We start from the raw sequence: 20,760 nt of genomic DNA, 5'->3' as shown, positions 1-20,760 counted from the left end.
AAGCCGCATGGCGGGTAAATCGGGGACCATTGACAGGTGATAAAGCCTCGGCTAGCTTCGATAAAGCGCGAATGGCTGACACCGCCTCAATTTCGATCAGCGTCGGCCCACTTTCGGCCCGACCGTTTCCGCGATCTCGCTCGCCTTTCCGCGCGCCGGACGTCCGGTCGCAGCCTGTTCGAATGAACCCACCCAGAGGGGAAGTTCTGGTGAATCCTTTGCAGACCATCAAGCGAATTCTGCACTCCGAGGTGTTGGTGGAGGTGCCGATCGACCGGATGCGACTCGACGACAGGCTGCGCGAGAATTACGGCATGGACTCGCTCGGTTTCGTGGAACTGCGCGTGCAGTGTGAAGAGGCGTTCGACATCAGCATCCCCGACGAGGCCATCGCGGCGGGGGAGTTGTCCACCCTCGGTGATGTGCTGGCACTGGTCGAGCGGCTGGCGGGGGCCGACCGCCCCCCGGCCACCGCGTGAGCACGGCCCCGGTCGCCGGTGACGACCACACTGGGGACCGGACCGGTGCGCTGTTGCGCGGCGCGGACCTGCACCTCAACCACTACGGGGCGGCCCGGCTCCCGTTCGCCTGCGTGGGCGGGCGCGGCCTGCACCTCGACGTGGTCGATCTGAGCCCGGAACGCCGGGGCAGGCGGCTGAGGTTGCTGGACGCCAGCGGCGGCTACGCCAGCGCGACCCTCGGCGGCGACCACCCCGTCGTACGGGCGGCGCTGGCGCGCGGCACCGGAGTCGGCAACGTCACCGACGAACTGGGCTCGCTGGAACGGGCGGAGCTCCTCGACCGGCTCTTCGGCCCCGGCGGGTTGTGGACCGACCACTTCCCCGCAGGGCGGTACCACGTCAGCGGACGCAACTCCGGCTCGGAGGGCAACGAGTTGGCGCTGCGGCTGGTGCTGGAGTCCCGCTTCGACGGCCGGCGGCTGTGCCACCGCCCGGGCAAGGAGCGGCGCGACACCATCCTCGCCTTCCACGGCGCCTGGCACGGCTGGACCAGTGGGCTGGTGCAACTGCTCAACCGCAGGTACTACCGGGCCGGGCTGCCCGGCGCGGACACCGCCGGCCCGTACGGAGTCCGGGTCCACCACATCCCGTTCGGCGACCTCGACGCCCTGACGGAGTACTTCGCCGAGTCCGCCGACCGGCTGCTGGCCGTCGTGGTCGAACCGATCCAGGGCGACGCGGGCATCCTCCCGCCTCCGCCCGGATACCTGCGCGAACTCGCGCGGCGGTGCGCGGCCGACGACGTGCTGCTGGTGGCCGACGAGGTGCTGACGTTCGCCAAGACCGGCAGTTGGTTCGCCATGCGCGACGCGGACGGACCGGTGCCCACCGACATCACCGTCATCGGCAAGTTCCTGGGCATGGGCACGGTGTCCACCTCGATGGTGATCGCCCGCGAGGAGCTCGCCGTCCGCTCCTCCGGCGCCGTGACCACCTCCGACCTGCGACCACCGAACTGTGCGGTGATCCGCGACGGCATCGAGCACATCGAGACCGAAGGGCTGCTGAGAGGCTCGGCCGACGTCGGCGTGAACCTGGCCAAGCATCTCGACGACGCCCTGGTGGGCCGCCACCCGGACGTGTTCACCGAGGTCCGCGGGAGCGGGGTCATGTTCGGCGTGGAACTGACCGCCGCGGCGGCGGACCGGATCGGCGCGCTGCGCCGGGAGTTGATCGAAGCGGGCGTGTACGCGGAGTTCATGGCGGGCGCGGGCAAACGCTCCGGTGGCCGGCGCTACGTCCACCCCACCCTGCGGATCGTGCTGCCGCTGATCACCACCGGGACGCAGGCCGACGAGATCGTGGACCGGGTGGCGGCGGGCGCCCGGGCCCTGTGGTGAGCGCGGGGTTCCGCACCCGGGTCGAGCACGTCGACACCGACGCGACCGGGATCGTGCACTTCTCCCGCTACACCTCGTTGATGGAGACCGCTGGCACCGAACACCTCGAAGCGCACGACGCGGGTCTGACCGCCTTCAGTGCGGCGAACGTCGACCTGGTGGTCGCCGACCTGCGGGTGGCCTACCTCAACAGCGCCGTGTACCGCGACGTGATCATCGGGGACACCCGGGTCGACCACGTCGGCGCGGCCTGGTTCGCCCTCGCGGTACGTCTGCTGCGGGAGGAGGAGGACGGCACCCGCACCCCGTTGGTGACCGGCGACCTCGTCTTCGCCGCCGTCGCCCCCGACACCCGGCGCGCGGTGCCCCTGCCGGCACCGCTGCGACAGGCCCTGAGAGGAATCGTCCCGGATGCGACACCCGAACGAATCGGCACCCCCTCCCGTCACGGTCCGCGAGGCGCGTCCGCTGGGCACCTCGGCCATCGCGGCCCTGGTGCGCGGACGCCACCCCCGCCTGTTCATCGACCGGGTTCTGGACCATGAGCCCGGCGTGTTCCTGCGCAGCATGTTCGCCGTCTCGGCGGAGATGGGCGCGCTGTCCGGGCACCTGCCCGAGCGCGGCCTGACCCCGGGGCTGATCCTGCCCGGCAGCCACACCATGCAGGCCTTCGCCCAGTCCGGCGTCCTGCTCTACCAGTTGAGCAGCGATCCGCTCGCCGACGACGAGGTCACCCTGGTCGGCACGGTCAAGTCCCGATTCCTCGCCCCGGTCGTGCCCGGCGACCAGGTCGTGCTCGACGTCCGCGCGGACCGGCTGTCCGGCCCCACCTTCGCCTTCTCCGCCGTGGTGACCGTGGAGGGCCGGTCGGTCGCCGGGTTCCGCGGCGCGATGAGCCGGACGAAGGTCGATCCCGCGGCGGCCCGGCCGTGGTGACCCCGGTGATCACCGGACTGGCCTGGGACACTCCGCTGGGCCGGGACCAGGAGGCGGTGTGGGAACGGCTGTGCGCGGGCGATTCGGCGCTGGCGCCCGTCCACTCGCCGCACTCCTTGCGCAACACCGCCGCCGCCGTCATCGCGTCGGTGCCGTACGGGACCAGGGCGGGCGAGCGCCAGCGCGCGCTCGCCGGGCGGACGCTGTCCGCCGCGTTCGCGGATGCCGGCCTGTCCACCACCGACCCCGAGGTCGGCCTCGTCCTGGGCACCAGCTTCGGCGCCTGCCTGGACGAGGCGGAGCCGACGCTGCACGCCTGGGCCGACGACGCGGCGGCGGGCATCGGGCACCCGGGCACGCCGGTCTGCGTCATGACCGCCTGTTCCGCGGGGTCGGACGCGATCGCCGTCGCGCGCGCCCTGGTGCGCTCGGGCGAGCGGCGGGTCTGCGTGGCGGGCGGGGTGGACGTGGTCACCGAGGCCAAGCGGCTCGGGCACTCCGCGCTGGGCACGATGAGCCCCACCGGCCTGCGGGCCTTCGACCGGGCGCGCGACGGGATGCTGCTCGGCGAGGGCGCGGCCTTCGTGGTGGTCGAACACCCCGACTCCGCCCGGGAACGCGGCGCCCGGGTGCACGCCCGGCTGCGCGGGGCCGGCGCGGCCAACGACGCCGCCGGGCTCACCGCACCGGACCCGTCCGGACGCGCCGTGCTGCGCGCCGTCGAACGCTGTCTGGCCTCCGCGGGCCTGGCACCCGCGGACATCGCGGTGGTCAACGCCCACGGCACCGGCACACCGCTCAACGACGAGGTCGAGGCGCGCAGCCTGCTGGAACTGTTCGGAGCCGACGGCCCGTTGGTGTTCGCCACCAAGGGGGCGTTCGGGCACAGCCTGGGCGCGACCGGGGCCATCGAGGCCGTGGCGACGGTCCTGGCACTGCGCCATCGACAGGTCCCACCGGTCCTCGGGCTGCGCGATCCGGTGGCCCCGCTGCGGCTGGCCACGGAATCGGCGCAACCCGTCGGCCCCGGCGCCGGACTGAGCCTGACGCTGGGGTTCGGCGGGTTCAACACGTGCCTGCTGTTCGAAGGGGTGAGGGCGTGACACACGTGCCGACGGGCACCCGGATGCTGGGTTCGGCGACGGTCGTCGCCGACGACCCGGACGAGTACGCGGTGAACAAACCGTCCTTCTACGCCGACCCGGCGGCCTGGCTGGTCGCCGAGACCGTGGACCGGGCACTGGCGGACTGCGCCGAACCCGTGCTCGACGACGCCGCCGACACCGGGATCCTGGTCATGAGCGCGACCGGGAGCGAGCGGACGATGCGCCGCATCGCCGACTCGGTGCCGAGGTCCCGGGTGTCGCCACTGCGCTTCGCCGGAGCGAACCCGGGCGTGCTGGCCGGGCTGCCCGCCCTGCGCCACGGGTTGCGCGGGCCGTCCCTGCTGCTGGCGGCGCACCCCGACCGGGCCACCCCCGTCGCGTTCACGGTGCTCGGCGGCTGGCTCGCGGACGGCCACGCCCGGCACGTGCTCCTGGTCGGCCTGCAACCCGCTGCGGGAGAGGGGAAGTTGTGTCGCTGCCTGGTCCTGACCAGCGCCCGGGACGACCGGTGAACAGCCTCACCCGGTCCGAGGTGGCCGACTTCCTGACCCGGGTCGAGGCAACCCCGGCCAGTACGGGCGGCGGCGCCCCGGCCGGGGTGGACGACGTGCTGGCGGACCTGGCCGGGCTGGGCCTGGCACCGGGCGACGCGGTCGTGCTCTGCCTCACCAACGGAGTCGAACTGCTGCGCGTGCTGCTCTCGTCGCTGCTGCTGGGCCTGGTGCCGCTGGCCGTGCCGCCGAGCACGCCGTGGCAGCGGGTGCGCGCGCTGGCCGGGCATGTCGGGGCCGGCGTCGTGGTGACCACCCGGCTGGCCGGCGCGGGGCCGCAGCTGCCGGTGGGCGGCGCGTTGGCCGTGCCGACCGGGCACCCCACCACCCCGTACCGGCCGGGCGAGATCCTGCTGTCCACCTCCGGCACCTCCGGGATGTTCAGCGCGTGCGTGCACCGGGTGGCCTCGCTCCTGCACAACGCCCGCCTGCACGCCGGGGCCACGGGCATCACCCCGGCCGACACCCTGCTGGTGAACCTGCCGCTGTACTACTCCTACGCCCTCGTGGCGCAGGCGTTCGCCGCGTACGTGACCAAGGCGCGGCTGGTGCTCGACGGGCCGCCGTTCTCGCCGGCCGCGTACCGCGACGCGGTCACCGCGCGCGGGGTCACCCACTCGGCGGTGACCCCGACGATCGCCCGCCAACTGCTGGCCGACCCCGGGCTCGTGCCACGCGGCCTGCGGGCACTGGCGGTCGGCGGGGACCGGCTCGCACCCGCGGAGGTGGCCGACCTGCTGGCCGCGCGGCCCTCCGCGGAGCTGTACCTGACCTACGGGCTCACCGAGGCCGGACCACGCGTGTCGACCCTGGCCGCGCACGCCGAGCCCGCGCACCGGTACGGCTCGGTCGGCCGCCCGCTGCCGGGAGTGCGCGCGTCACTGCGCGGGGTGCAGGACGACGTGGGAGAACTGCTGGTCGAATCCGGCACCGTCCTGCTGCGACGGGTCGGGCAGCACAGCGGCAGAGTCCTGCTGGGGCCGCGGACCATCGCCACCGGGGACGCCTTCTCGATCGACGACGGCTATCTGACCTTCCACGGACGCCTGTCGGACTTCGTGGTGCTGCGCGGCGAGAAGGTCTCACTGAACACCGTCCGGCAGGCCGCGCACGCCATCCCGGGGGTCGTGCACTGCGTGCCCGAGGTGGTGAACGAGGACGGCACGCAAGTCCTCCACGTCCACCTGTCGGTCACCGGCACCCTCCCCGGCGGCGAGAAAGCGCTACGCCACCTCCTCAACTCCCAGCTGCTGCCCGCCGAACGCCCGCGCGCGGTGTTCGTCTCCACCGCCGACCCGGAGGCCTTCCGCAAATGACCCTCCGCCTCGGCTGGACCGTCCCGACGACCCTCTCACCCGCCGGACTCCGCGCGTTCGCGGTGACCGCGGAGAGCCTCGGGTACGACCACCTGTCCGTCCCCGAACACCTGGTGTCCGACGTTCCCGCGTACGAGAGCCTGACGCTGGTGGCGTTCCTGGCAGCCGTCACCACCCGGATCGAGCTGGCCACCGCGATGACGATCCTGCCGCACCGCCCGGTGGTGCTCGCCGCCAAGCAGGCCGCGCAACTGGCCCACCTCAGCGGCGACCGGCTGCGGCTGGGCGTCGCCATCGGATCCGACCCCGCCGAGTCCGCCGCCCTCGGCGTCGCCCCGGGCACCCGTGCGGCACTGTTCGAGGAACAGGTCCAGGCGCTGCGCCTGCTGTGGACGCGGCCGGACGCGGACTTCGCCGGCGAGCACGTCGCGTTCTCCGGCGTCACCCTCACCCCCCGGCCGCGTCCCGTACCCCTCTGGATGGGCGGCGGTACCCTGCGCACCGGAGGAAGACCGGGCTCACTGCGCCGGATCGCCACCCTCGCCGACGGCTTCACCATGTCCGGCCTGCTCGCCAACCGGGTCGACCGCGGTGCCGCACTCATCGCCGAACTGCGGACGGCGGTGACCGAAGCCGGCCGCGACTGGAGCGCCTTCGGCGTCGAGGCCCGCCTGCGCCCCGCCCCCGGCCGGCCGGACACCTGGCGCTCCCTCGCCGAGGCCTGGCGGTCCGCCGGCGCCACCCACCTCACCGTCACCACCGACGACCTCTCCCTACTGGGCCCCCTGCACACGGCGCTGACCGGGTAGCGCGCCGGCTCAGGACACGGAACCGCCGATCAGGCCATCGCGCGACCTCCGGAGGCCCGCGTACGGCCCGGCGGCCGTTGCTGGAGGGGACATACGCTCAGTCGACGAGGATCCGCTCCGCCTGGCCCTCCGGGGCGAAGAACCGCTCGTGCGGTGCTTCACCCGGGTGTCGGGGGATGTCCCGGCCTTCAGCCCGGGGAGGAATCCGGTTTTCCGCGTGGCGGGTCAGGGTCGGCCGTTCTGCCGCCAGGTGGACCGGTGTCCACCAACTCGATCGCGAACACTTTTTGTCAGACCGTCAGGCTATGGTGCCGGGCATGGCGATCACAGCGCAGAACACCGGCCCGGCATCCGGCCGGCATCCCGAGACCGACATCCGCCTGCCGTACTCTGCGCAGTGATCGACAAGTACTCACACGCGAGATCTAGGGGCGAGAACATGTCACGGACCGAACTCCACCGACGACGTGTCGTCATCGGGCTCATAACCGGTGCGACGCTGATATCCCTCGCCGGATGCGGATCGTCGAGCTCGGCGAAGAGCGCCACCGCACCTGGGGCCGCGGTCTCGACGTCCGCAGGTGCGGCGACGGCTGACGCGGCAGCGCCCCCGGCGGCGGGCGCCCCCACCGGCGCGCCGGGGAAGGCCGGCAAGGGCAGCGCCGACGTGACCTTCAGCGGCGTGGAGTCGGGCTCCATCAAGGCCGCCGACAGCACCTGCACCGTCATCAAGGGCGAGTTGGAGTCCTTCCAGGCGCCGTCGGACCAGAACGCCGGCGGCCCGAGCGTCGCCGGCGTCCAGTCGGGCACCGGCTGGATGATGCCGGTCAGCACCGCCGCCCACGTCGGCGGCTACGTGAAGAACAACGCGACCGGCGTCAAGGCGACGAAGACCGGCGACAGCTGGACGGTCACGCTGACGAACACGGAGGTGGCCGCCACCTACGACCTCGGTCAAACGGTCACGCTCAACGGAACGATCGTCTGCGGCCAGGTCGTCAGCGCCGGCTGACCGGCTGACCGGCCGAAGCGCGGGACCTTGTGCCGACGCCGGCGGGAGCCACCAGACCAGAGGCTCCCCCCGGCCACAACTCGCCGGGCGTGCGGGCGCATCCCCGGATGCGACCGCCGGACGACCCCTCACGTACCTCTTTGGTGTCCTAAGGTGTCGATTTCGTAAGCCTGTTGAAGGATGGACGGGTCCTCATCCGGAGTGATGCTCCCTCGGTGGCGGCGCTGACAGGCTGACTCGTGGCGAACTCCTGTTCGCCCGAGTGAAGGGAAGCCCCATGTCTCGTCGTCTGACCAGTGCCCTGATCGCAGCCTTCTGCCTGGCGGTGTCCGCGTCACCCGCCTCCGCCGCTGTGGCGGGAGCCGAGGACTCCGCAGCTTCGTCGGTCCGCCCGCGTGGCGGTCCGCTGCAACTCGCCCTCAACGGGCTGACCGACGCCAAGGCGGTGTCCGCGATCGCCGAGGTGCGTGACGGTGACCAGCGGTGGCGCGGCACCACGGGGGTGACCGACCTGGTCGGTCAGGCACCCGTCCGTGGTGACGGCCGGTTCCGGATCGGCAGCGTCACCAAGACGTTCGTCGCCACCACGGTGCTGCAACTGGTCGGCGAGCACCGGCTCGGCCTGGAGGACTCGGTGTCGAGCCACCTGCCGGGGCTGGTCCCCAACGGGCAGAACATCACCGTCCGCCAGCTGCTCAACCAGCGCACGGGCCTGTTCGACGTCACCAACGAGGGCACCGACGTCTTTCCCAACCTCAACGACCCGGCCGTCTTCCGGACGTGGCTGGCCCAGGGCGGGTTGAACCGTACGTTCACCGCGCGCCAGCTGGTGACCGCCTCCGTCTCCCACGCGCCGTACTTCGCGCCCGGCACCCAATGGGGCTACTCCAACACCAACTTCGACGTCCTCGGCCTGATCATCGAGCAGGTCACCGGGCACCCCTACGGACAGGAGGTCGGTCAGCGCATCCTGCGCCCGCTCGGGATGACGAAGACCACGGTCCCCGGCCGCTCCACCACGATCCCCGGCCCGCACGCCCACAGTTACTGGACCACCGTGGACGGCGCCGGCACCGGAAACGTCAAGAAGACCGACATCGACGTCACCGACCAGAACCCCTCCTGGGCGGGCGCCGCCGGAGAGATCATCTCCACCACCGATGACCTGATCCGGTTCCAGCAGGCCCTGTTGAACGGGAAGTTGCTGCGTCCGGCGGAGCAGCGCGAGATGACCACGATGCTCGAGACCGTGCCGGGCTCGCACGAGATCGACTACGGGATGGGGCTGGCGCGGGCGCAGCTCTCCTGCACCACCGTGCTGGGCCACAACGGCGGCACCTTCGGCTTCAGCACCCAGCTGTGGGGCACCGCCGATCGCCAGGTCGCCGTCTCCTACACCCCGCGGGGCGATGACGCCGAGCAGACGGCGCAGAACCAGGCGGGCATCAAGTTCCTCGACGCCGTCTTCTGCGGCGCCCGCTGAACGTCCGCCGGGGGCGGGCTGGGCGTGTCGGCGATCAGCGTTGCTGATTCTACGTCAATAGTCGTTACGGTAAGCATATTTGGATGCCGTGAGCGCCGGTAGCATGCGCTGACGGATGGTCGTGGTGAACGGAGGAGAGATGGACTGGTCGGCGGACGAACGGCTGGGGCGTCGCCACCTGCTCGCTCGGGCCGGTGCGGTGGCGGTCGGCGGTGCGGTCGCCGGCCTGGCCGTCGGGCCCGCCGAGGCGGCGGGCCGCCAAGGCCCGGGGCCGGCGGGAGCGGGAGGTGGTCCGGCGGGAGGTGGGGGCGGGCCGGAGGGCCGGCCGTTCGGGCCGGTCACGGTCCGCCCCGATGACTCCCGCTACGACAGCCTGCTGCGGGGCGACAACTACCGTTTCGTCGGCCGGCCGGAGGAGATCCGCCTGGCCGGCTCCACCGAGCAGGTGGTGCGGGCCGTCGCCGACGCCGTCCGCTCCGGGCGCCGGATCGCCGTGCGCAGCGGTGGCCACTGTTTCGAGAACTTCACCGGCGACCCGGCGGTGCAGCTCCTGCTGGACCTCTCTCCCATGGACGCCGTCGGCTTCGACCCCGTGATGGGTGCCTTCGCGGTGCAGCCGGGAGCGACCCTCGGGCGCGTGTACCGGGCCTTGTTCAAGGGCTGGGGTGTGACGATCCCGGCCGGCGGCTGCCCCGAGGTGGGCGCGGGCGGGCATCTGGCCGGCGGCGGGTACGGTCCGCTGTCCCGCGCCTACGGCTCGGTCGTGGACTACCTGCACGCTGTGGAGGTGGTGGTGGCCGACCGGGACGGGACCGTCCGGGCGGTGGTCGCCACCCGGGACCCGGACGATCCGAACCACGACCTGTGGTGGGCCCACACCGGCGGCGGTGGTGGCAACTTCGGCGTCGTGACCCGCTACTGGCTCCGCTCCCACGACACCCCCGACGCCCCCGGCCCCGACGCCCCCGGCCCCGGCACCCGCTCCCACGGCGACCCCGCGGCACTCCTGCCGCGCGCCCCGGGCGAGCTGCGGAGGTGCCTGGTCGCCTGGACCTGGGACGAGAAGATGACGGAACGGGCGTTCACCACCCTGTTGCGCAACTACGGCGCCTGGCACGAGCGCAACAGCGAACCGGGCACCCCCGCGGCGAACCTGTATGCCGTCCTCATCGCCGGACACCGCAAGTCCGGCACCCTTGAGCTGGTCGTGCAGATCGACGCGGGTGTTCCGGGTTCCGACGCGGTGCTCACCGACTTCGTGCGCGCGGTGACCGCCGACGTGGGTGCCACCGAACCAGCCACCCTCCGGGGCACCATGCCCTGGCTGCCCACCAGCACCTGGCCGGGGACCGGCGAGGCCGGCAGCTCGATCACCCGGCGCTACAAGGACAAGGCCGGCTACCTGCGCCGCTCCCTCACCGACCCCCAACTCGCGACCGCCTACCGGTACCTGACGGACGGCACGGGCGGTGCGGAGTGCGGCCTGCTCCTCGTCGGCTACGGCGGCCAGGTCAACGCGGTGCCCCCGTACGCCACCGCCGTCGCCCAGCGCGACTCGGTCATGAAAGCCGTCTACTACACCGTCTGGGCCGACGAGTCGGACGACGCGGCCCACCTGGCCTGGGTCCGCGGCTTCTACCGCGATGTGTACCGCGACACCGGAGGCGTCCCCGTCCCCGGCGAGGTCAGTGACGGCTCCTACATCAACTACGCGGACACCGACCTCGCCGACCCGGCGTGGAACACCTCCGGCACCCCGTGGCACGCCCTGTACTACAAGGACAACTACCCCCGCCTGCAACAGATCAAGGCCCGCTGGGACCCGTGCAACATCTTCCGGCACGCCCTCGCCATCGAACCGCCCGACCAGAGGCCGTAACGAAGTACCGGGGGAGGCGCGCCGGAGGTTCACTCGCACGAGTGATTGTTACGCTGTGCACATTACTGGACACTCTAAGTATCGGGGAGCTCATGGGAGCTCTCCCGGCGCGAGGGGAGCCGTCATGGCCGCAGCCGAATCTTCCTCCATCGAGGTGCCGCGGATCGCGAGCAGTTCGCAGCCCGCCGACCGGGACCAGGGCCTCGCGGCGATCGGCGGCAACGTCGGCGCCGTGTGGCGGGGGTGGTGGACGTGGACCCCGGGGAACGGGACGTTCAACCTCCAGATCGCCTGGAACGTCATCGGGATCGACTCGACGGTCGTCATCACGGCCTCCGAGATCGACGGCAACGGGAACCGGTTCGTCGGCGCGGCGCCCTTCCAGGTGTCGAGCATCGCCCCCGGCAACGGGCTGGTGACGTTCAAGATCAATATCGGCTGGGGCAGCGCGCTGCCGATGCGCACCGACGTCCTGGTCTTCAACTGAGCACGCCTCTCCTGAGCACACCTCTTCGGCCGCCCGGGTCGCCCCGGACGCGCAGGCCGGGGACCGTGCCGCTCCGGTGACGACAGGCACGGCCCGCCCTGTGGCGGTTCCGGGTTCGCCCGGACCGCCACGGGGCGCCCGTTTTCCCGGGAGGGGCCTGTTCCGTCGCAGCCGCGCCGGGTTTCGACGTCCCCGCCGGTAGCGCAGGGGCTGTGCACTGTGCGCTGTGCACTGTGAATCACCGTGAACTCATATGAACGGTCGGATAATTCACCGCCCGCCGCGTTGACGACCCCCGTGTCGCGGATAGAACACTGAGCACATAAGTGATTCCGCACATAGGGGGCTCGATGCAGTTCGAGTACGTCCTGCTCGCCCTGCTGGCCGGCCGGCCGTTCAGTGGGTACGACCTGCGCAAGTGGGTCGAGACGGAGGGCCAGTTCCTCCGTTCGCGGGCCCACCACAGCCAGATCTACCGCCTGTTGGGGCGGATGGTGGCGGACGGCTGGGTGGCGTTCGAGGTCGACCCGCGCGAGGGGCGTCCCGACGCGAAGGTGTACCGGCTCACGCCGGTGGGGCGGGAAGCGCTGATGGAGTGGGTGCGCTCCCCGTACGAGCCGCCCAGCCGGTTCCAGGACGCGGACTTCCTCTCCCGCTTCGCCTTCGCCGCGGTCCTGGACCGCGAGGCGGCGATCCTGCTGATCCGCACCGAACTGGACCACCGGCGCGAGCAGATCGCCCGCAACCGGCCCCGCGACCGCACGGTCCGCTTCGAGGACCCGCTGCCCGAGCTGGACCAGGAACTGGCACGCGAGGTCTACGAGGAACTGCACCAGTACGGCGCCGGCGCGATGGACGCGTGGGTGGCCTGGCTGGAGCGCATGCTCCGGCGTCTCGAACAGTGGCAGCCGGGGCGGAAGACGCCACCGGCCGGAGAAGGGAGCGCCGCATGAAGGCGATCATGGTGATGTTCGACAGCCTCAACCGGCACATGCTGCCGCCCTACGGCGGGGACTGGACTCACGCGCCGAACTTCGCGCGGCTGGCCGAGCGGTCGGTCACCTTCGACAGCGCCTACGCGGGGTCGATGCCGTGCATGCCGGCCCGCCGCGAGATCCACACCGGCCGGTACAACTTCCTGCACCGCAGCTGGGGCCCGCTGGAGCCGTTCGACGACTCCATGCCCGAGCTCCTCAAGCAGAACGGGGTGTACACCCACCTGGTCAGCGACCACCCGCACTACTGGGAGGACGGCGGCGCCACCTACCACGGCCGGTACAACACCTGGGAGTTCTTCCGCGGCCAGGAGGGCGACCCGTGGAAGGGCCAGGTGGCCGACCCGGAGATCCCCGAGGACCTGAAGAAGCTCCGGTTCGAGTCCTACCGGCAGGACTGGGTGAACCGCCCGCACCTGGCGACCGAGGACCGCCACCCGCAGACGCTGACCTTCGACGCGGGCCTGGAGTTCGTCCGCACCAACCGGGAGGCGGACAGGTGGTTCGTGCAGATCGAGACCTTCGACCCGCACGAGCCGTTCTTCAGCCACCAGCGGTTCAAGGACCTCTACCCGCACGACTACGAAGGCCCGCACTTCGACTGGCCCGACTACAAGCGCGTGGTGGAGACCCCCGGCCAGGTCGAGCACGCCCGCCTGGAGTACGCGGCGCTGCTGTCGATGTGCGACCACTCCCTCGGACGGGTGCTGGACCTGATGGACGAGCAGAACCTCTGGGACGACACCCTGCTGATCGTCAACACCGACCACGGCCTGCTGCTGGGAGAGAAGGGCTGGTGGGGCAAGACCGTCCAGCCCTGGTACAACGAACTGGTCCACCTGCCGCTGTTCGTGTGGGACCCGCGGGCCGGCAAGGCCGGGGAACGGCGCCGGGCCCTGGTGCAGACGATCGACCTCGCACCGACGCTGCTGGAGTACTTCGGCATCGAGCGCCCCGCGGACGTGCAAGGCCGCCCGCTGCCGGTGGCCGAGGACACCCCGGTGCGGGAGGCGGCCCTGTTCGGAATCCACGGCGGCCACGTCAACGTCACCGACGGCCGGTACGTCTACATGCGCGCCCCCGCCACGGCGCAGAACGCGCCGCTGCTGGAACACACGCTGATGCCCACCCACATGCGCGGGCGGTTCTCCCCGGCCGAGCTGGCGAACCTCCAACTGGCGGAGCCGTTCACCTTCACCAAGGGCGTGCGCACCCTGCGCGTCCCCGGCCGCACCTTCATCAACCCCTACCAGCACGGCACCCTGCTGTTCGACCTGGAGGGCGACCCCGACCAGCGCACCCCCCTCGTCGACGACGCGGCCGAGCTGCGGATGGCGACCCTGCTGGTGGAGCTGATGCGCGCGGGCGACGCACCGCCGAGCCAGTACGAGCGCCTCGGCCTGCCGGCCGAGGGCCCGGTCGGCGCGGAGCACCTGCTGGTCCGGGCCCAGCGCGAGCAGGCCGACCGGGCCGCCGAGCCGCTGCCCCACCCGGAGGACTACCCCCCAGGACGCTTCTCGCTGCGGACCCCCGTGTTCGCCCTGATCTCCGACCCGGTCGCCGTGGAGGTGATGCGCAGGCACCTGCCCGGCATCGTCGACTCCGAATTCCTGCAGTTCCTCGGCCCGACGCCGCTGATCGACGTCGCCGCCCTGGCCGGCGGCCTCACCGACGTGTCGGCCCTGCGCCGGGTGGCCGAGGAACTCGCCGCTCTCTGACCAGCCGGCGCACGACGTACCGGTGACGGGGTTGCAGCCCCGTCACCGGCGAGCACGCCGCCTTTCCCCCGCACTGCCCCTGTGACGAACGATGCGAAGAAGTGGAGTCGCGCATGTCCGACCTTATCGAGGGCACCTCCGGGCCCGCCACGAGGACCGGCCCGCCCCCGGTCAAAGGCCGATGGGCCCAGCTCTCGGTCCTCGGCGGCGCCATGCTGGTCGACGGTACCGAGGCCGGCCTGGTCACCGGCCTGTTCCCGGTCATCAGGAACGCCCTCGGCCTGACCCTCGGTTCGCTCGGCGTCCTGACCGCCGCCGGCAAGCTGATCGGCGTGCTCGCGGCCCCCCTGTGGGTGTGGGCGGCACGCCGCTGGTCGCGCAAGAGCGTCCTGGTCCTGTCCACCGGCCTGTGGGGGGTGTGGGGCGTGGCCGCCGGCTTCTCCAGGGACTTCACCGAACTGCTGGTCTTCGTCACGGTCCTCGCGGCCGGCTACGCGGCCGCCCAGCCGCTGGTTTCCGAGATCATCGGCGACCTGTTCGACCCGGCGTCGCGCGGTCGCGCCGTCGGTGCCCTCTACGGTGCGCTGTCGCTGGTCGGCTCGGTGCTCGGCCCGCTCATCGGGCAACTGGCGGGAGTCCACGACGGCTGGCGCTGGGGACTGTGGGGCGTCGGCGTCCTGAACATCCTCTTCGGCGGGGTGCTGCTGCTCTGCTTCCGCGACCCCGGCCGCGGCGCGGCCGAGCGGCAACTCGCGGACCTCGACCGGGCCGCCCGCGAGCCCCGGACGAAGGTCGGCCTGGCCACCGTCGTCTCGCTGTTCAAGATCCCCAGCTTCGCGATCCTCCTGGTGTCGCGGCTGCTCTCGGGACACCTGCTGCTCTCCTCGTTCGCCGTCGTCTACCTGGTGGACGTGTTCGGCTTCACCACCCAGCGAGCCGCCGTCGTCCTGATGCCGCTGGGCATCGGATACCTGCTGGGCACCCTGCTGGGAGGCTTCCTCGCCGACTGGGCCACCCGCCGCAGCCCCCGCCACGGGCTTCCCGGCGCGCTCCAGGGCGCCCAGGTCGCCTTCGCCGTCCTCGCCTTCCTGGGCACCCAGGTCCACTACCGCGGCATCGGCGCCTACGCCCTGCTCTTCTGCCTGATGGGTGTCGCCCAGGGCGTCAATCCCAGCCTCAACCGCCCGATGGTCATGGCGGTCACCCCACCCGAGCTGCGGGCCACCGCCTTCACGATCTACGTCTCGGTCTTCGAAGCCCTCGCGTGGGCCGCCTTCGGCCTGGGCGCCGGCTTCCTCGGCCAGGCGGTCGGACTCCGCCCGGTGTTCCTGGCGGTCCTGGTGGTCCTCATGCTCGTCAACGGCGCTTTCCTGACGCTCCTCCACCTGCCCTACGCGAAGGACGTTCAGCGGGTGCAGCGGGAGCTCGACCTCAGGCGCCGGGCAGCCCTGGCCTGACCCGGCCCGCCTGACCCGGCCCGCCTTGCACGGCCGGCCTCACACGGCCGGCTGAACCCACTCCCGGAGGAACCCGTGAACCTGCCCTCGGCGCCCTGCTGCACGCCCTCGCGAGGCCCCGGCGCGCTCCGCCCGCTCCACCTCGCGGCCCCGCGTCCCGCCGGCCCGACGGACGGCATGGTCCTCCTGCCCGGCGGCGGGTTCCTGATGGGCACCGACGGCGACGAAGGCTTCCCCGACGACGGCGAAGGCCCCGTGCGGCAGGTCCGGCTGGACCCGTTCCTCATCGACGCCCGCGCGGTCACCAACGAGCAGTTCACCGCGTTCGCCGCCGACACCGGCTACCGCACCGACGCCGAGCGCCTGGGCTGGTCCTACGTCTTCGCTGGCTTCCTCCCGGCCGCCGTGCGGCGCACCGCCGTGCGGGTGGAGCGAACCCCCTGGTGGTGCGCGGTCACCGGAGCCGCCTGGGACCGTCCCGAGGGCGCGGGCAGCACGGTCGCCGACCGCGGCGACCACCCCGTCGTCCACGTCTCCTGGAACGACGCGCACGCCTACGCCTCCTGGGCCGGCAAGCGCCTGCCCACCGAAGCGGAGTGGGAGTACGCGGCCCGCGGCGGACTCGAACAGGCCCGGTACCCGTGGGGCGACGAACTCGATCCCGACGGCACCCACCGCTGCAACATCTGGCGCGGCACCTTCCCGGCGAAGAACACGGCCGCGGACGGCCACCGCGCCACCGCCCCCGCCGGCTCCTTCGCACCGAACGGCTTCGGCCTGTACAACATGTCCGGCAACGTGTGGGAGTGGTGCGCCGACTGGTGGACCACCGACCACCCCGCATCCCCCACCCCGGCCAACCCCACCGGCCCCGCCACCGGAACCGCCAAGGTCATCCGCGGCGGCTCCCACCTGTGCCACGAGTCCTACTGCAACCGCTACCGCGTCGCCGCCCGCAGCTCCAACACCCCCGACAGCTCCAGCGGCCACGCCGGCTTCCGCTGCGCCCGCAACGCCGAACAGCCCGACTGACGCGCCGACCCGTCCGCGACGGGCCACGCCGTTCGGCCGGGCTCGCAGACCACCGACCCGCCGTCCCGACCTCCGGGCGGGCCGTCAGCCCTCCGGTGCGGGTGGCAGGTGGAAGCCGACCTCGGCGCCGCCGGAGGGGGCGGCGGTGGCGAAGACGGTGCCGTGGTCGGCGGCGACGAGGTCGTGGACGATGGCCAGGCCCAGCCCCGAGCCCGGGGTCGACTGGGTGCCGGCGGCGCGGTAGAAGCGCTCGAAGACGGCCTGCCGGTCGCCGGGGGCGATGCCGGGCCCGTGGTCGCGCACGGCCAGCCGGGTGCCGGTGACGTGGACCTCCACCGGGGTGCCGTCCGGGCTGAACTTGACGGCGTTGCCGACCAGGTTGTCCACGCAGCGCTGCAGCGCGCGCGGGCGGGCCCGCACCGGCACGGGCCGTTCGGCGGTGACGGTGATCTCGCGGCCGGTGCGGCGCCGGAAGCGCCGGGCGCTGTCCTCGGCGGCGGCCGTCAGGTCCACCGACTCCGGGTCCTCCACGGTCTGCTGGTCGGTGGCCAACTCGACCAGTTCGCGCACGAGTTCGTCGAGTGCGACGGTTTCGGTGACCAGAGTGGCGAGGATCTGCTCCTCGTCCGCGGGGGCGAGCCGGCCGCGGGCGCGCTGGAGGAGTTCGGCGCAGCCGCGTACCGAGGTCAGCGGGGTGCGCAGCTCGTGGCTGGCGTCCTGGACCAGGCGTTGCTGCTGGTCGCGGGAGCGGCGCAGGGCGCCGACCATCGCCTCGAAGGCGCGGGTGAGGCGGCCGACTTCGTCGCGTCCGGCGGCGGGCAGCGGGGTGGCCAGGTCGCGGGTGGTGGTGATGTGTTCGGCGGCGCGGGCCAGGCGTCGCACCGGGCGCAGGATCCGGCCGAGGACGAGCCAGCTGAGCAGCGCGGAGGCGGCCGCGGCCGCGGCGCTGGTCCAGGTGATGCGGCGCAGGAACGCGTCGTCGACGGTCTGCGCCCCGGCGTAGGTCTGGCCGACCATCACCGCGCCCTGCCCGTCGGGGCGGGCCTTGGTGAGGATGCCGTAGGGGGTGCCGTCGACGGTGGCGTCCTCCTGGTGGGCGCCCTGTGCGGTACGGGCCACCTCCCGGGCCCGGGCCGAGACGGGCAGCGCCGGGCCGCCCGGGGCCCCCAGCGGCCGGGTGGTGCCGTCGGGGAGCAGCAGCTGTTCGACGGTGTCGGGCCGTGCGGGCGGGGAGCGGTCGAGGTCCAGGGCGGCGAGCACGGTGTGGGCCCGGTCCTCCAGGCTCCGGTCGAGCTGGTCGGCGACCAGGGTGCTGACGCCGCGGTAGGCGGCGGTGACGGGCACGGCGATGGCCAGCAGGACGGAGGCGAGGACCACGAGGCCGATCCTGGTGCGCAGCATCAGGCGGTCCTGGCGGTGTAGCCGACGTTGCGCACGGTGTGGATCAGCCGGGGCGCGCCGCCGTCTTCGGTCTTGCGGCGCAGGTAGCCGACGTAGACGTCGAGCGAGCGCGAGTCGGTGTCGAAGTCGTAGCCCCAGATGCGTTCGTAGATCTGGTGGCGGGTCAGGACGGTGCCCTGGTTGCGCAGGAGCAGTTCCAGCAGGTCGAACTCGGTCTTGGTCAGGTCGAGCCGGCGCCCGCCGCGGTGGGCCTGGCGGGCGCCGGGGTCCAGGGCGAGGTCGTCGAGGCCGAGTTCGGCGCTCTCGCCGCCGAGCGGCTCGGTGCGGCGCAGCAGGGCGCGTATACGGGCCAGGAGTTCCTCGGTGGCGAAGGGCTTGGCCAGGTAGTCGTCGGCGCCGGCGTCGAGCCCGGCGACCCGGTCGCCGAGCTGGTGGCGGGCGGTGAGGACCAGGACGGGCAGGCGGTCGCCGCGCCGGCGCAGCATCCGGCACAGCGCGAGGCCGTCGAGGCGGGGCATGACCACGTCCACCACGGCGAGGTCGGGGCGCCGGTGCTCCAGGAGCTCCAGGGCCTCCTGTCCGTCGGCGGTGGTGAGTACCCGGTAGCCCTCGAAGCGCAGCAGGTGGTCGAGGGTGTTGCGGACGCCGGGGTCGTCCTCGACGACCAGGACGGTGCGCCGGGCGGCGGTGGGATCTGTCATGGTGTCATCTTCGCTGGTGGCGGGCGTGGTCATGCCGGTCGGGGGGTGGTCGAGGGCGGCCGGTCAGAGGGTCAGCGGGGGACCGGGACGACGGGGACCGGGGGGATGTGCGCGAGGCAGGAGGTGTCGCCGACCGCGCCGGTGCGGATGAAGTGGGTGGAGATGTCCACCGCGCAGCCGGTGGACTCCATCTCCGGGATGTGCCCGCTGTTGGGCACGGAGACGAAGGCGCTGCGGCGGAACTGGGCTGCGGAGAGGCGGGAGTTGGCCTCGGGGGTGTTGGTGTCGAGGTCCCCGGAGAGCACCAGGACGGGCACGTCGGGCACGTTCTTCAGGTCGGTCGGCTGCGGGTCGGCGGTGCCGCGGCGCGGCCAGGACAGGCAGTTGTCGCCGCCGTCGGTCTGCCCCTCGGTCCAGCCCTTGACGCTGAACGCCCCGAAGTCGGCCGGGTCGGCGGCGGCCAGCGCGGCCCGGTACTGGCGGCGGCGCTCGGCGGGCGGGGCGGCCGGGTCCCAGGCGCGGGCGTAGTCGTTGCAGGTGACGGCCAGGAAGGAGGCCTGGTCCTCGGTGCCGGTGTGCTCGACCTCGGCGCGCACCAGGGCGGCCAGCGGCCCCTCGTCGCCCGCGGCGAGGGCGTGCAGGGCGGCCGGCAGCGCGCCGAGCAGACCGGGCTCCTCGGGGTGCAGGCCGATGCCTCGGGTGGCGGGCTCGTACATCAGGTCGGCGAGCTTGTCCTCGCTGAAGACCACGGTGCGCGGCCTGCCGCCGAGGGAGGCGGTCAGCACCAGCGGGTGGGTGCGCAGCCGCTCGGTGGTGGCGGCGAGGTCGCGGACGGCGCCTTCCGGGTCGCAGGCCCCGCTGCGCTCGCAGATCCGGCGCAGCGTCAGGGAGACCTGCTGGGCGCCGGGCCGGGCCAGGGAGTCGAAGGCGAGCGGGTAGGCGCCGGACAGCACCATCGACTCGACCCGCTGGGGGTGGCGGTCGGCGTAGACCGGCATCAGGTAGGTGCCGTACGACAGGCCGTACAGGACCAGCTTCGGGGCGCCCAGGCGCGCGCGGGCGGCATCGAGGTCGTCGGCGGTGGCGGCGCTGGTGTAGCCGCGGGCGCGCGGGCCGAGTTCCTCGGCGCAGTCGGCGACGAGCTCGCGCTGGGCGGGGCGCGGGGCGAAGCGGTAGTCGGCCTCGGTGACGTCGCAGGGGAGCCGGCCGGAGCGGCCGGTGCCGCGCGGGTCCAGCAGGAGCAGGTCGTAGTCGTCCAGCACCCCCTGCAGTGCCCCGGCCACCTGGTCGGCGCGGTCGATGAGGGTCTCGCCGGGGCCGCCGGGGTTGAACGCGATGGTGCCCCGGGCCGGGCCGGGGCGGCTGTGGCGCACCACCGCGTAGCTCACGCCGATGCCGCCCAGGCGCGGCTCGTCCGCCACCAGCGGGCGGCGCATGGTCGTGCAGTCGACCTGGTGCCCGGGGACGGTCGGGCACCACGCGGGCCGGCCCGCCGCCCCGGTGGGGGCGGCCTGCGCGGGCGAGGCGGTGGTGACCGGAAGCACCGCCGCCAGCACCGCCAGCGCGGCGGCGGCCAGCCCGCCCCGGCGGGCCGGCTCCTTCGCCCGGCTCGCGGTCGCGTCCGTCGCCGTACCGGTCGTCCCTGCCGCCGTGTTCGTCGCCGTGTTCGTCGTCATCGTGGTGCCCTCCGTACGTTCTGCGGTCGGTGTGGGCACGACCCTGCCGGGTGCCGGTCAGCGGTTCGGCAGAGCGACGGCAAAGGCGTGTAAGAACTCCGGCCGGTCCCGGTGCGAGAACCACGCGCATCCTCAAGATCCTTTCCTTGATGGAAACTTGACGAACACGAGTCGTCCCCAAGGCTTCTCTCTGTTCGAAAAATCGGTCTAACTGGTAGCACCGGACGGGGCAGGGCCAGCACGCGGCAAGCGGCTGAAGCCCACGGACGCCGGTGCCTTCCCGCCGTCGGGAAAGCCGCTCACCTTGCCCGGCCACGGCATCGCCATGCCCGCGTCGGCG

At 72.8% G+C, this 20,760-nt stretch carries 19 protein-coding genes; 16 read left to right on the top strand and 3 right to left on the bottom strand.

All coding sequences use genetic code 11. The features are described from left to right. Positions 1 to 209: 209 nt before the first annotated feature. The 16 genes from ACIP37_RS22135 to ACIP37_RS22060 all read left to right on the top strand — a co-directional run bounded on the left by ACIP37_RS22135 (position 210) and on the right by ACIP37_RS22060 (position 16,642). Positions 210 to 479 carry an acyl carrier protein gene (locus ACIP37_RS22135; RefSeq protein ID WP_363630781.1) on the top strand — a complete coding sequence of 90 codons (270 nt, stop codon included), beginning with the start codon at positions 210 to 212 and terminating at the stop codon, positions 477 to 479. Next, on the top strand, positions 476 to 1,861 hold the full coding sequence (locus ACIP37_RS22130; protein ID WP_400809250.1) for an aminotransferase class III-fold pyridoxal phosphate-dependent enzyme: 1,386 nt from the start codon (positions 476 to 478) through the stop codon (positions 1,859 to 1,861). The genes ACIP37_RS22135 and ACIP37_RS22130 overlap by 4 nt, the downstream gene beginning before the upstream one ends. Next, positions 1,858 to 2,406: a thioesterase family protein gene (locus ACIP37_RS22125; protein WP_363581252.1), complete on the top strand. Its 549-nt coding sequence runs from the start codon at positions 1,858 to 1,860 to the stop codon at positions 2,404 to 2,406. Before ACIP37_RS22130 ends, ACIP37_RS22125 begins: the two co-directional genes overlap by 4 nt. Before the next feature lie 7 nt (positions 2,407 to 2,413). Then, positions 2,414 to 2,797: a polyketide dehydratase gene (locus ACIP37_RS22120; protein ID WP_350876226.1), complete on the top strand. Its 384-nt coding sequence runs from the start codon at positions 2,414 to 2,416 to the stop codon at positions 2,795 to 2,797. Between the two features lie 5 nt (positions 2,798 to 2,802). Further along, positions 2,803 to 3,900, top strand: a complete 1,098-nt coding sequence (locus ACIP37_RS22115; protein ID WP_363581254.1) for a beta-ketoacyl synthase N-terminal-like domain-containing protein — start codon at positions 2,803 to 2,805, stop codon at positions 3,898 to 3,900. Next, the gene (locus ACIP37_RS22110; protein ID WP_400809245.1) at positions 3,897 to 4,415 is read left to right on the top strand and encodes a polyketide synthase; all 519 of its coding nucleotides are present in this window, start codon (positions 3,897 to 3,899) and stop codon (positions 4,413 to 4,415) included. The genes ACIP37_RS22115 and ACIP37_RS22110 overlap by 4 nt, the downstream gene beginning before the upstream one ends. Then, positions 4,412 to 5,770, top strand: coding sequence for a class I adenylate-forming enzyme family protein (locus ACIP37_RS22105; RefSeq protein ID WP_400809243.1), 1,359 nt, complete (start codon positions 4,412 to 4,414; stop codon positions 5,768 to 5,770). Before ACIP37_RS22110 ends, ACIP37_RS22105 begins: the two co-directional genes overlap by 4 nt. Continuing rightward, positions 5,767 to 6,579: a TIGR03619 family F420-dependent LLM class oxidoreductase gene (locus tag ACIP37_RS22100; RefSeq protein WP_363630776.1), complete on the top strand. Its 813-nt coding sequence runs from the start codon at positions 5,767 to 5,769 to the stop codon at positions 6,577 to 6,579. The genes ACIP37_RS22105 and ACIP37_RS22100 overlap by 4 nt, the downstream gene beginning before the upstream one ends. Positions 6,580 to 7,246: 667 nt before the next feature. Continuing rightward, positions 7,247 to 7,591 (top strand): hypothetical protein, encoded by a 345-nt coding sequence (locus ACIP37_RS22095; protein WP_400809240.1) that lies wholly within the window; start codon positions 7,247 to 7,249, stop codon positions 7,589 to 7,591. 277 nt (positions 7,592 to 7,868) lie between these two features. After that, entirely contained in the window at positions 7,869 to 9,074 is a 1,206-nt protein-coding gene (locus tag ACIP37_RS22090) for a serine hydrolase domain-containing protein (protein ID WP_400809237.1), read from the top strand. A gap of 115 nt (positions 9,075 to 9,189) precedes the next feature. Continuing rightward, the gene (locus ACIP37_RS22085) at positions 9,190 to 10,953 is read left to right on the top strand and encodes an FAD-binding oxidoreductase (RefSeq protein ID WP_400844325.1); all 1,764 of its coding nucleotides are present in this window, start codon (positions 9,190 to 9,192) and stop codon (positions 10,951 to 10,953) included. A 124-nt stretch (positions 10,954 to 11,077) separates the two neighbouring features. After that, positions 11,078 to 11,440: a hypothetical protein gene (locus tag ACIP37_RS22080; RefSeq protein WP_363581267.1), complete on the top strand. Its 363-nt coding sequence runs from the start codon at positions 11,078 to 11,080 to the stop codon at positions 11,438 to 11,440. A gap of 350 nt (positions 11,441 to 11,790) precedes the next feature. Then, the gene (locus tag ACIP37_RS22075; RefSeq protein WP_363581269.1) at positions 11,791 to 12,393 is read left to right on the top strand and encodes a PadR family transcriptional regulator; all 603 of its coding nucleotides are present in this window, start codon (positions 11,791 to 11,793) and stop codon (positions 12,391 to 12,393) included. Then, a complete protein-coding gene (locus ACIP37_RS22070; RefSeq protein ID WP_363581271.1) occupies positions 12,390 to 14,153 on the top strand; it encodes a sulfatase in 1,764 nt (587 codons plus the stop codon). The genes ACIP37_RS22075 and ACIP37_RS22070 overlap by 4 nt, the downstream gene beginning before the upstream one ends. Before the next feature lie 113 nt (positions 14,154 to 14,266). Further along, the gene (locus ACIP37_RS22065) at positions 14,267 to 15,610 is read left to right on the top strand and encodes an MFS transporter (protein WP_363581273.1); all 1,344 of its coding nucleotides are present in this window, start codon (positions 14,267 to 14,269) and stop codon (positions 15,608 to 15,610) included. A 75-nt stretch (positions 15,611 to 15,685) separates the two neighbouring features. Continuing rightward, on the top strand, positions 15,686 to 16,642 hold the full coding sequence (locus ACIP37_RS22060; RefSeq protein WP_400809227.1) for a formylglycine-generating enzyme family protein: 957 nt from the start codon (positions 15,686 to 15,688) through the stop codon (positions 16,640 to 16,642). A gap of 84 nt (positions 16,643 to 16,726) precedes the next feature. Here the strand turns inward: ACIP37_RS22060 and ACIP37_RS22055 are convergent, their stop codons facing one another. The 3 genes from ACIP37_RS22055 to ACIP37_RS22045 all read right to left on the bottom strand — a co-directional run bounded on the left by ACIP37_RS22055 (position 16,727) and on the right by ACIP37_RS22045 (position 20,420). Next, entirely contained in the window at positions 16,727 to 18,043 is a 1,317-nt protein-coding gene (locus tag ACIP37_RS22055; protein WP_400809224.1) for a sensor histidine kinase, read from the bottom strand. Then, positions 18,043 to 18,744 (bottom strand): response regulator transcription factor, encoded by a 702-nt coding sequence (locus ACIP37_RS22050; protein WP_363581277.1) that lies wholly within the window; start codon positions 18,742 to 18,744, stop codon positions 18,043 to 18,045. Before ACIP37_RS22050 ends, ACIP37_RS22055 begins: the two co-directional genes overlap by 1 nt. 71 nt (positions 18,745 to 18,815) lie before the next feature. Then, positions 18,816 to 20,420: an alpha/beta fold hydrolase gene (locus ACIP37_RS22045; protein WP_400809221.1), complete on the bottom strand. Its 1,605-nt coding sequence runs from the start codon at positions 20,418 to 20,420 to the stop codon at positions 18,816 to 18,818. Positions 20,421 to 20,760 lie beyond the last annotated feature (340 nt).

This window comes from Kitasatospora sp. NPDC088861, from assembly GCF_044750105.1.
Classification (GTDB): domain Bacteria; phylum Actinomycetota; class Actinomycetes; order Streptomycetales; family Streptomycetaceae; genus Kitasatospora.
This window is presented reverse-complemented; position numbering and strand designations above follow the sequence as displayed.

What these genes read in the sequence shown, in the direction of transcription:
- ACIP37_RS22100 (WP_363630776.1), top strand. Translation starts at nt 5,767, where the DNA reads ATGACCCTCCGCCTCGGCTGGACCGTCCCGACGACCCTCTCACCCGCC.
- ACIP37_RS22090 (WP_400809237.1), top strand. Translation starts at nt 7,869, where the DNA reads ATGTCTCGTCGTCTGACCAGTGCCCTGATCGCAGCCTTCTGCCTGGCG.
- ACIP37_RS22085 (WP_400844325.1), top strand. Translation starts at nt 9,190, where the DNA reads ATGGTCGTGGTGAACGGAGGAGAGATGGACTGGTCGGCGGACGAACGG.
- ACIP37_RS22080 (WP_363581267.1), top strand. Translation starts at nt 11,078, where the DNA reads ATGGCCGCAGCCGAATCTTCCTCCATCGAGGTGCCGCGGATCGCGAGC.
- ACIP37_RS22075 (WP_363581269.1), top strand. Translation starts at nt 11,791, where the DNA reads ATGCAGTTCGAGTACGTCCTGCTCGCCCTGCTGGCCGGCCGGCCGTTC.
- ACIP37_RS22070 (WP_363581271.1), top strand. Translation starts at nt 12,390, where the DNA reads ATGAAGGCGATCATGGTGATGTTCGACAGCCTCAACCGGCACATGCTG.
- ACIP37_RS22065 (WP_363581273.1), top strand. Translation starts at nt 14,267, where the DNA reads ATGTCCGACCTTATCGAGGGCACCTCCGGGCCCGCCACGAGGACCGGC.
- ACIP37_RS22055 (WP_400809224.1), bottom strand. Translation starts at nt 18,043, where the DNA reads ATGCTGCGCACCAGGATCGGCCTCGTGGTCCTCGCCTCCGTCCTGCTG.
- ACIP37_RS22050 (WP_363581277.1), bottom strand. Translation starts at nt 18,744, where the DNA reads ATGACAGATCCCACCGCCGCCCGGCGCACCGTCCTGGTCGTCGAGGAC.
- ACIP37_RS22045 (WP_400809221.1), bottom strand. Translation starts at nt 20,420, where the DNA reads ATGACGACGAACACGGCGACGAACACGGCGGCAGGGACGACCGGTACG.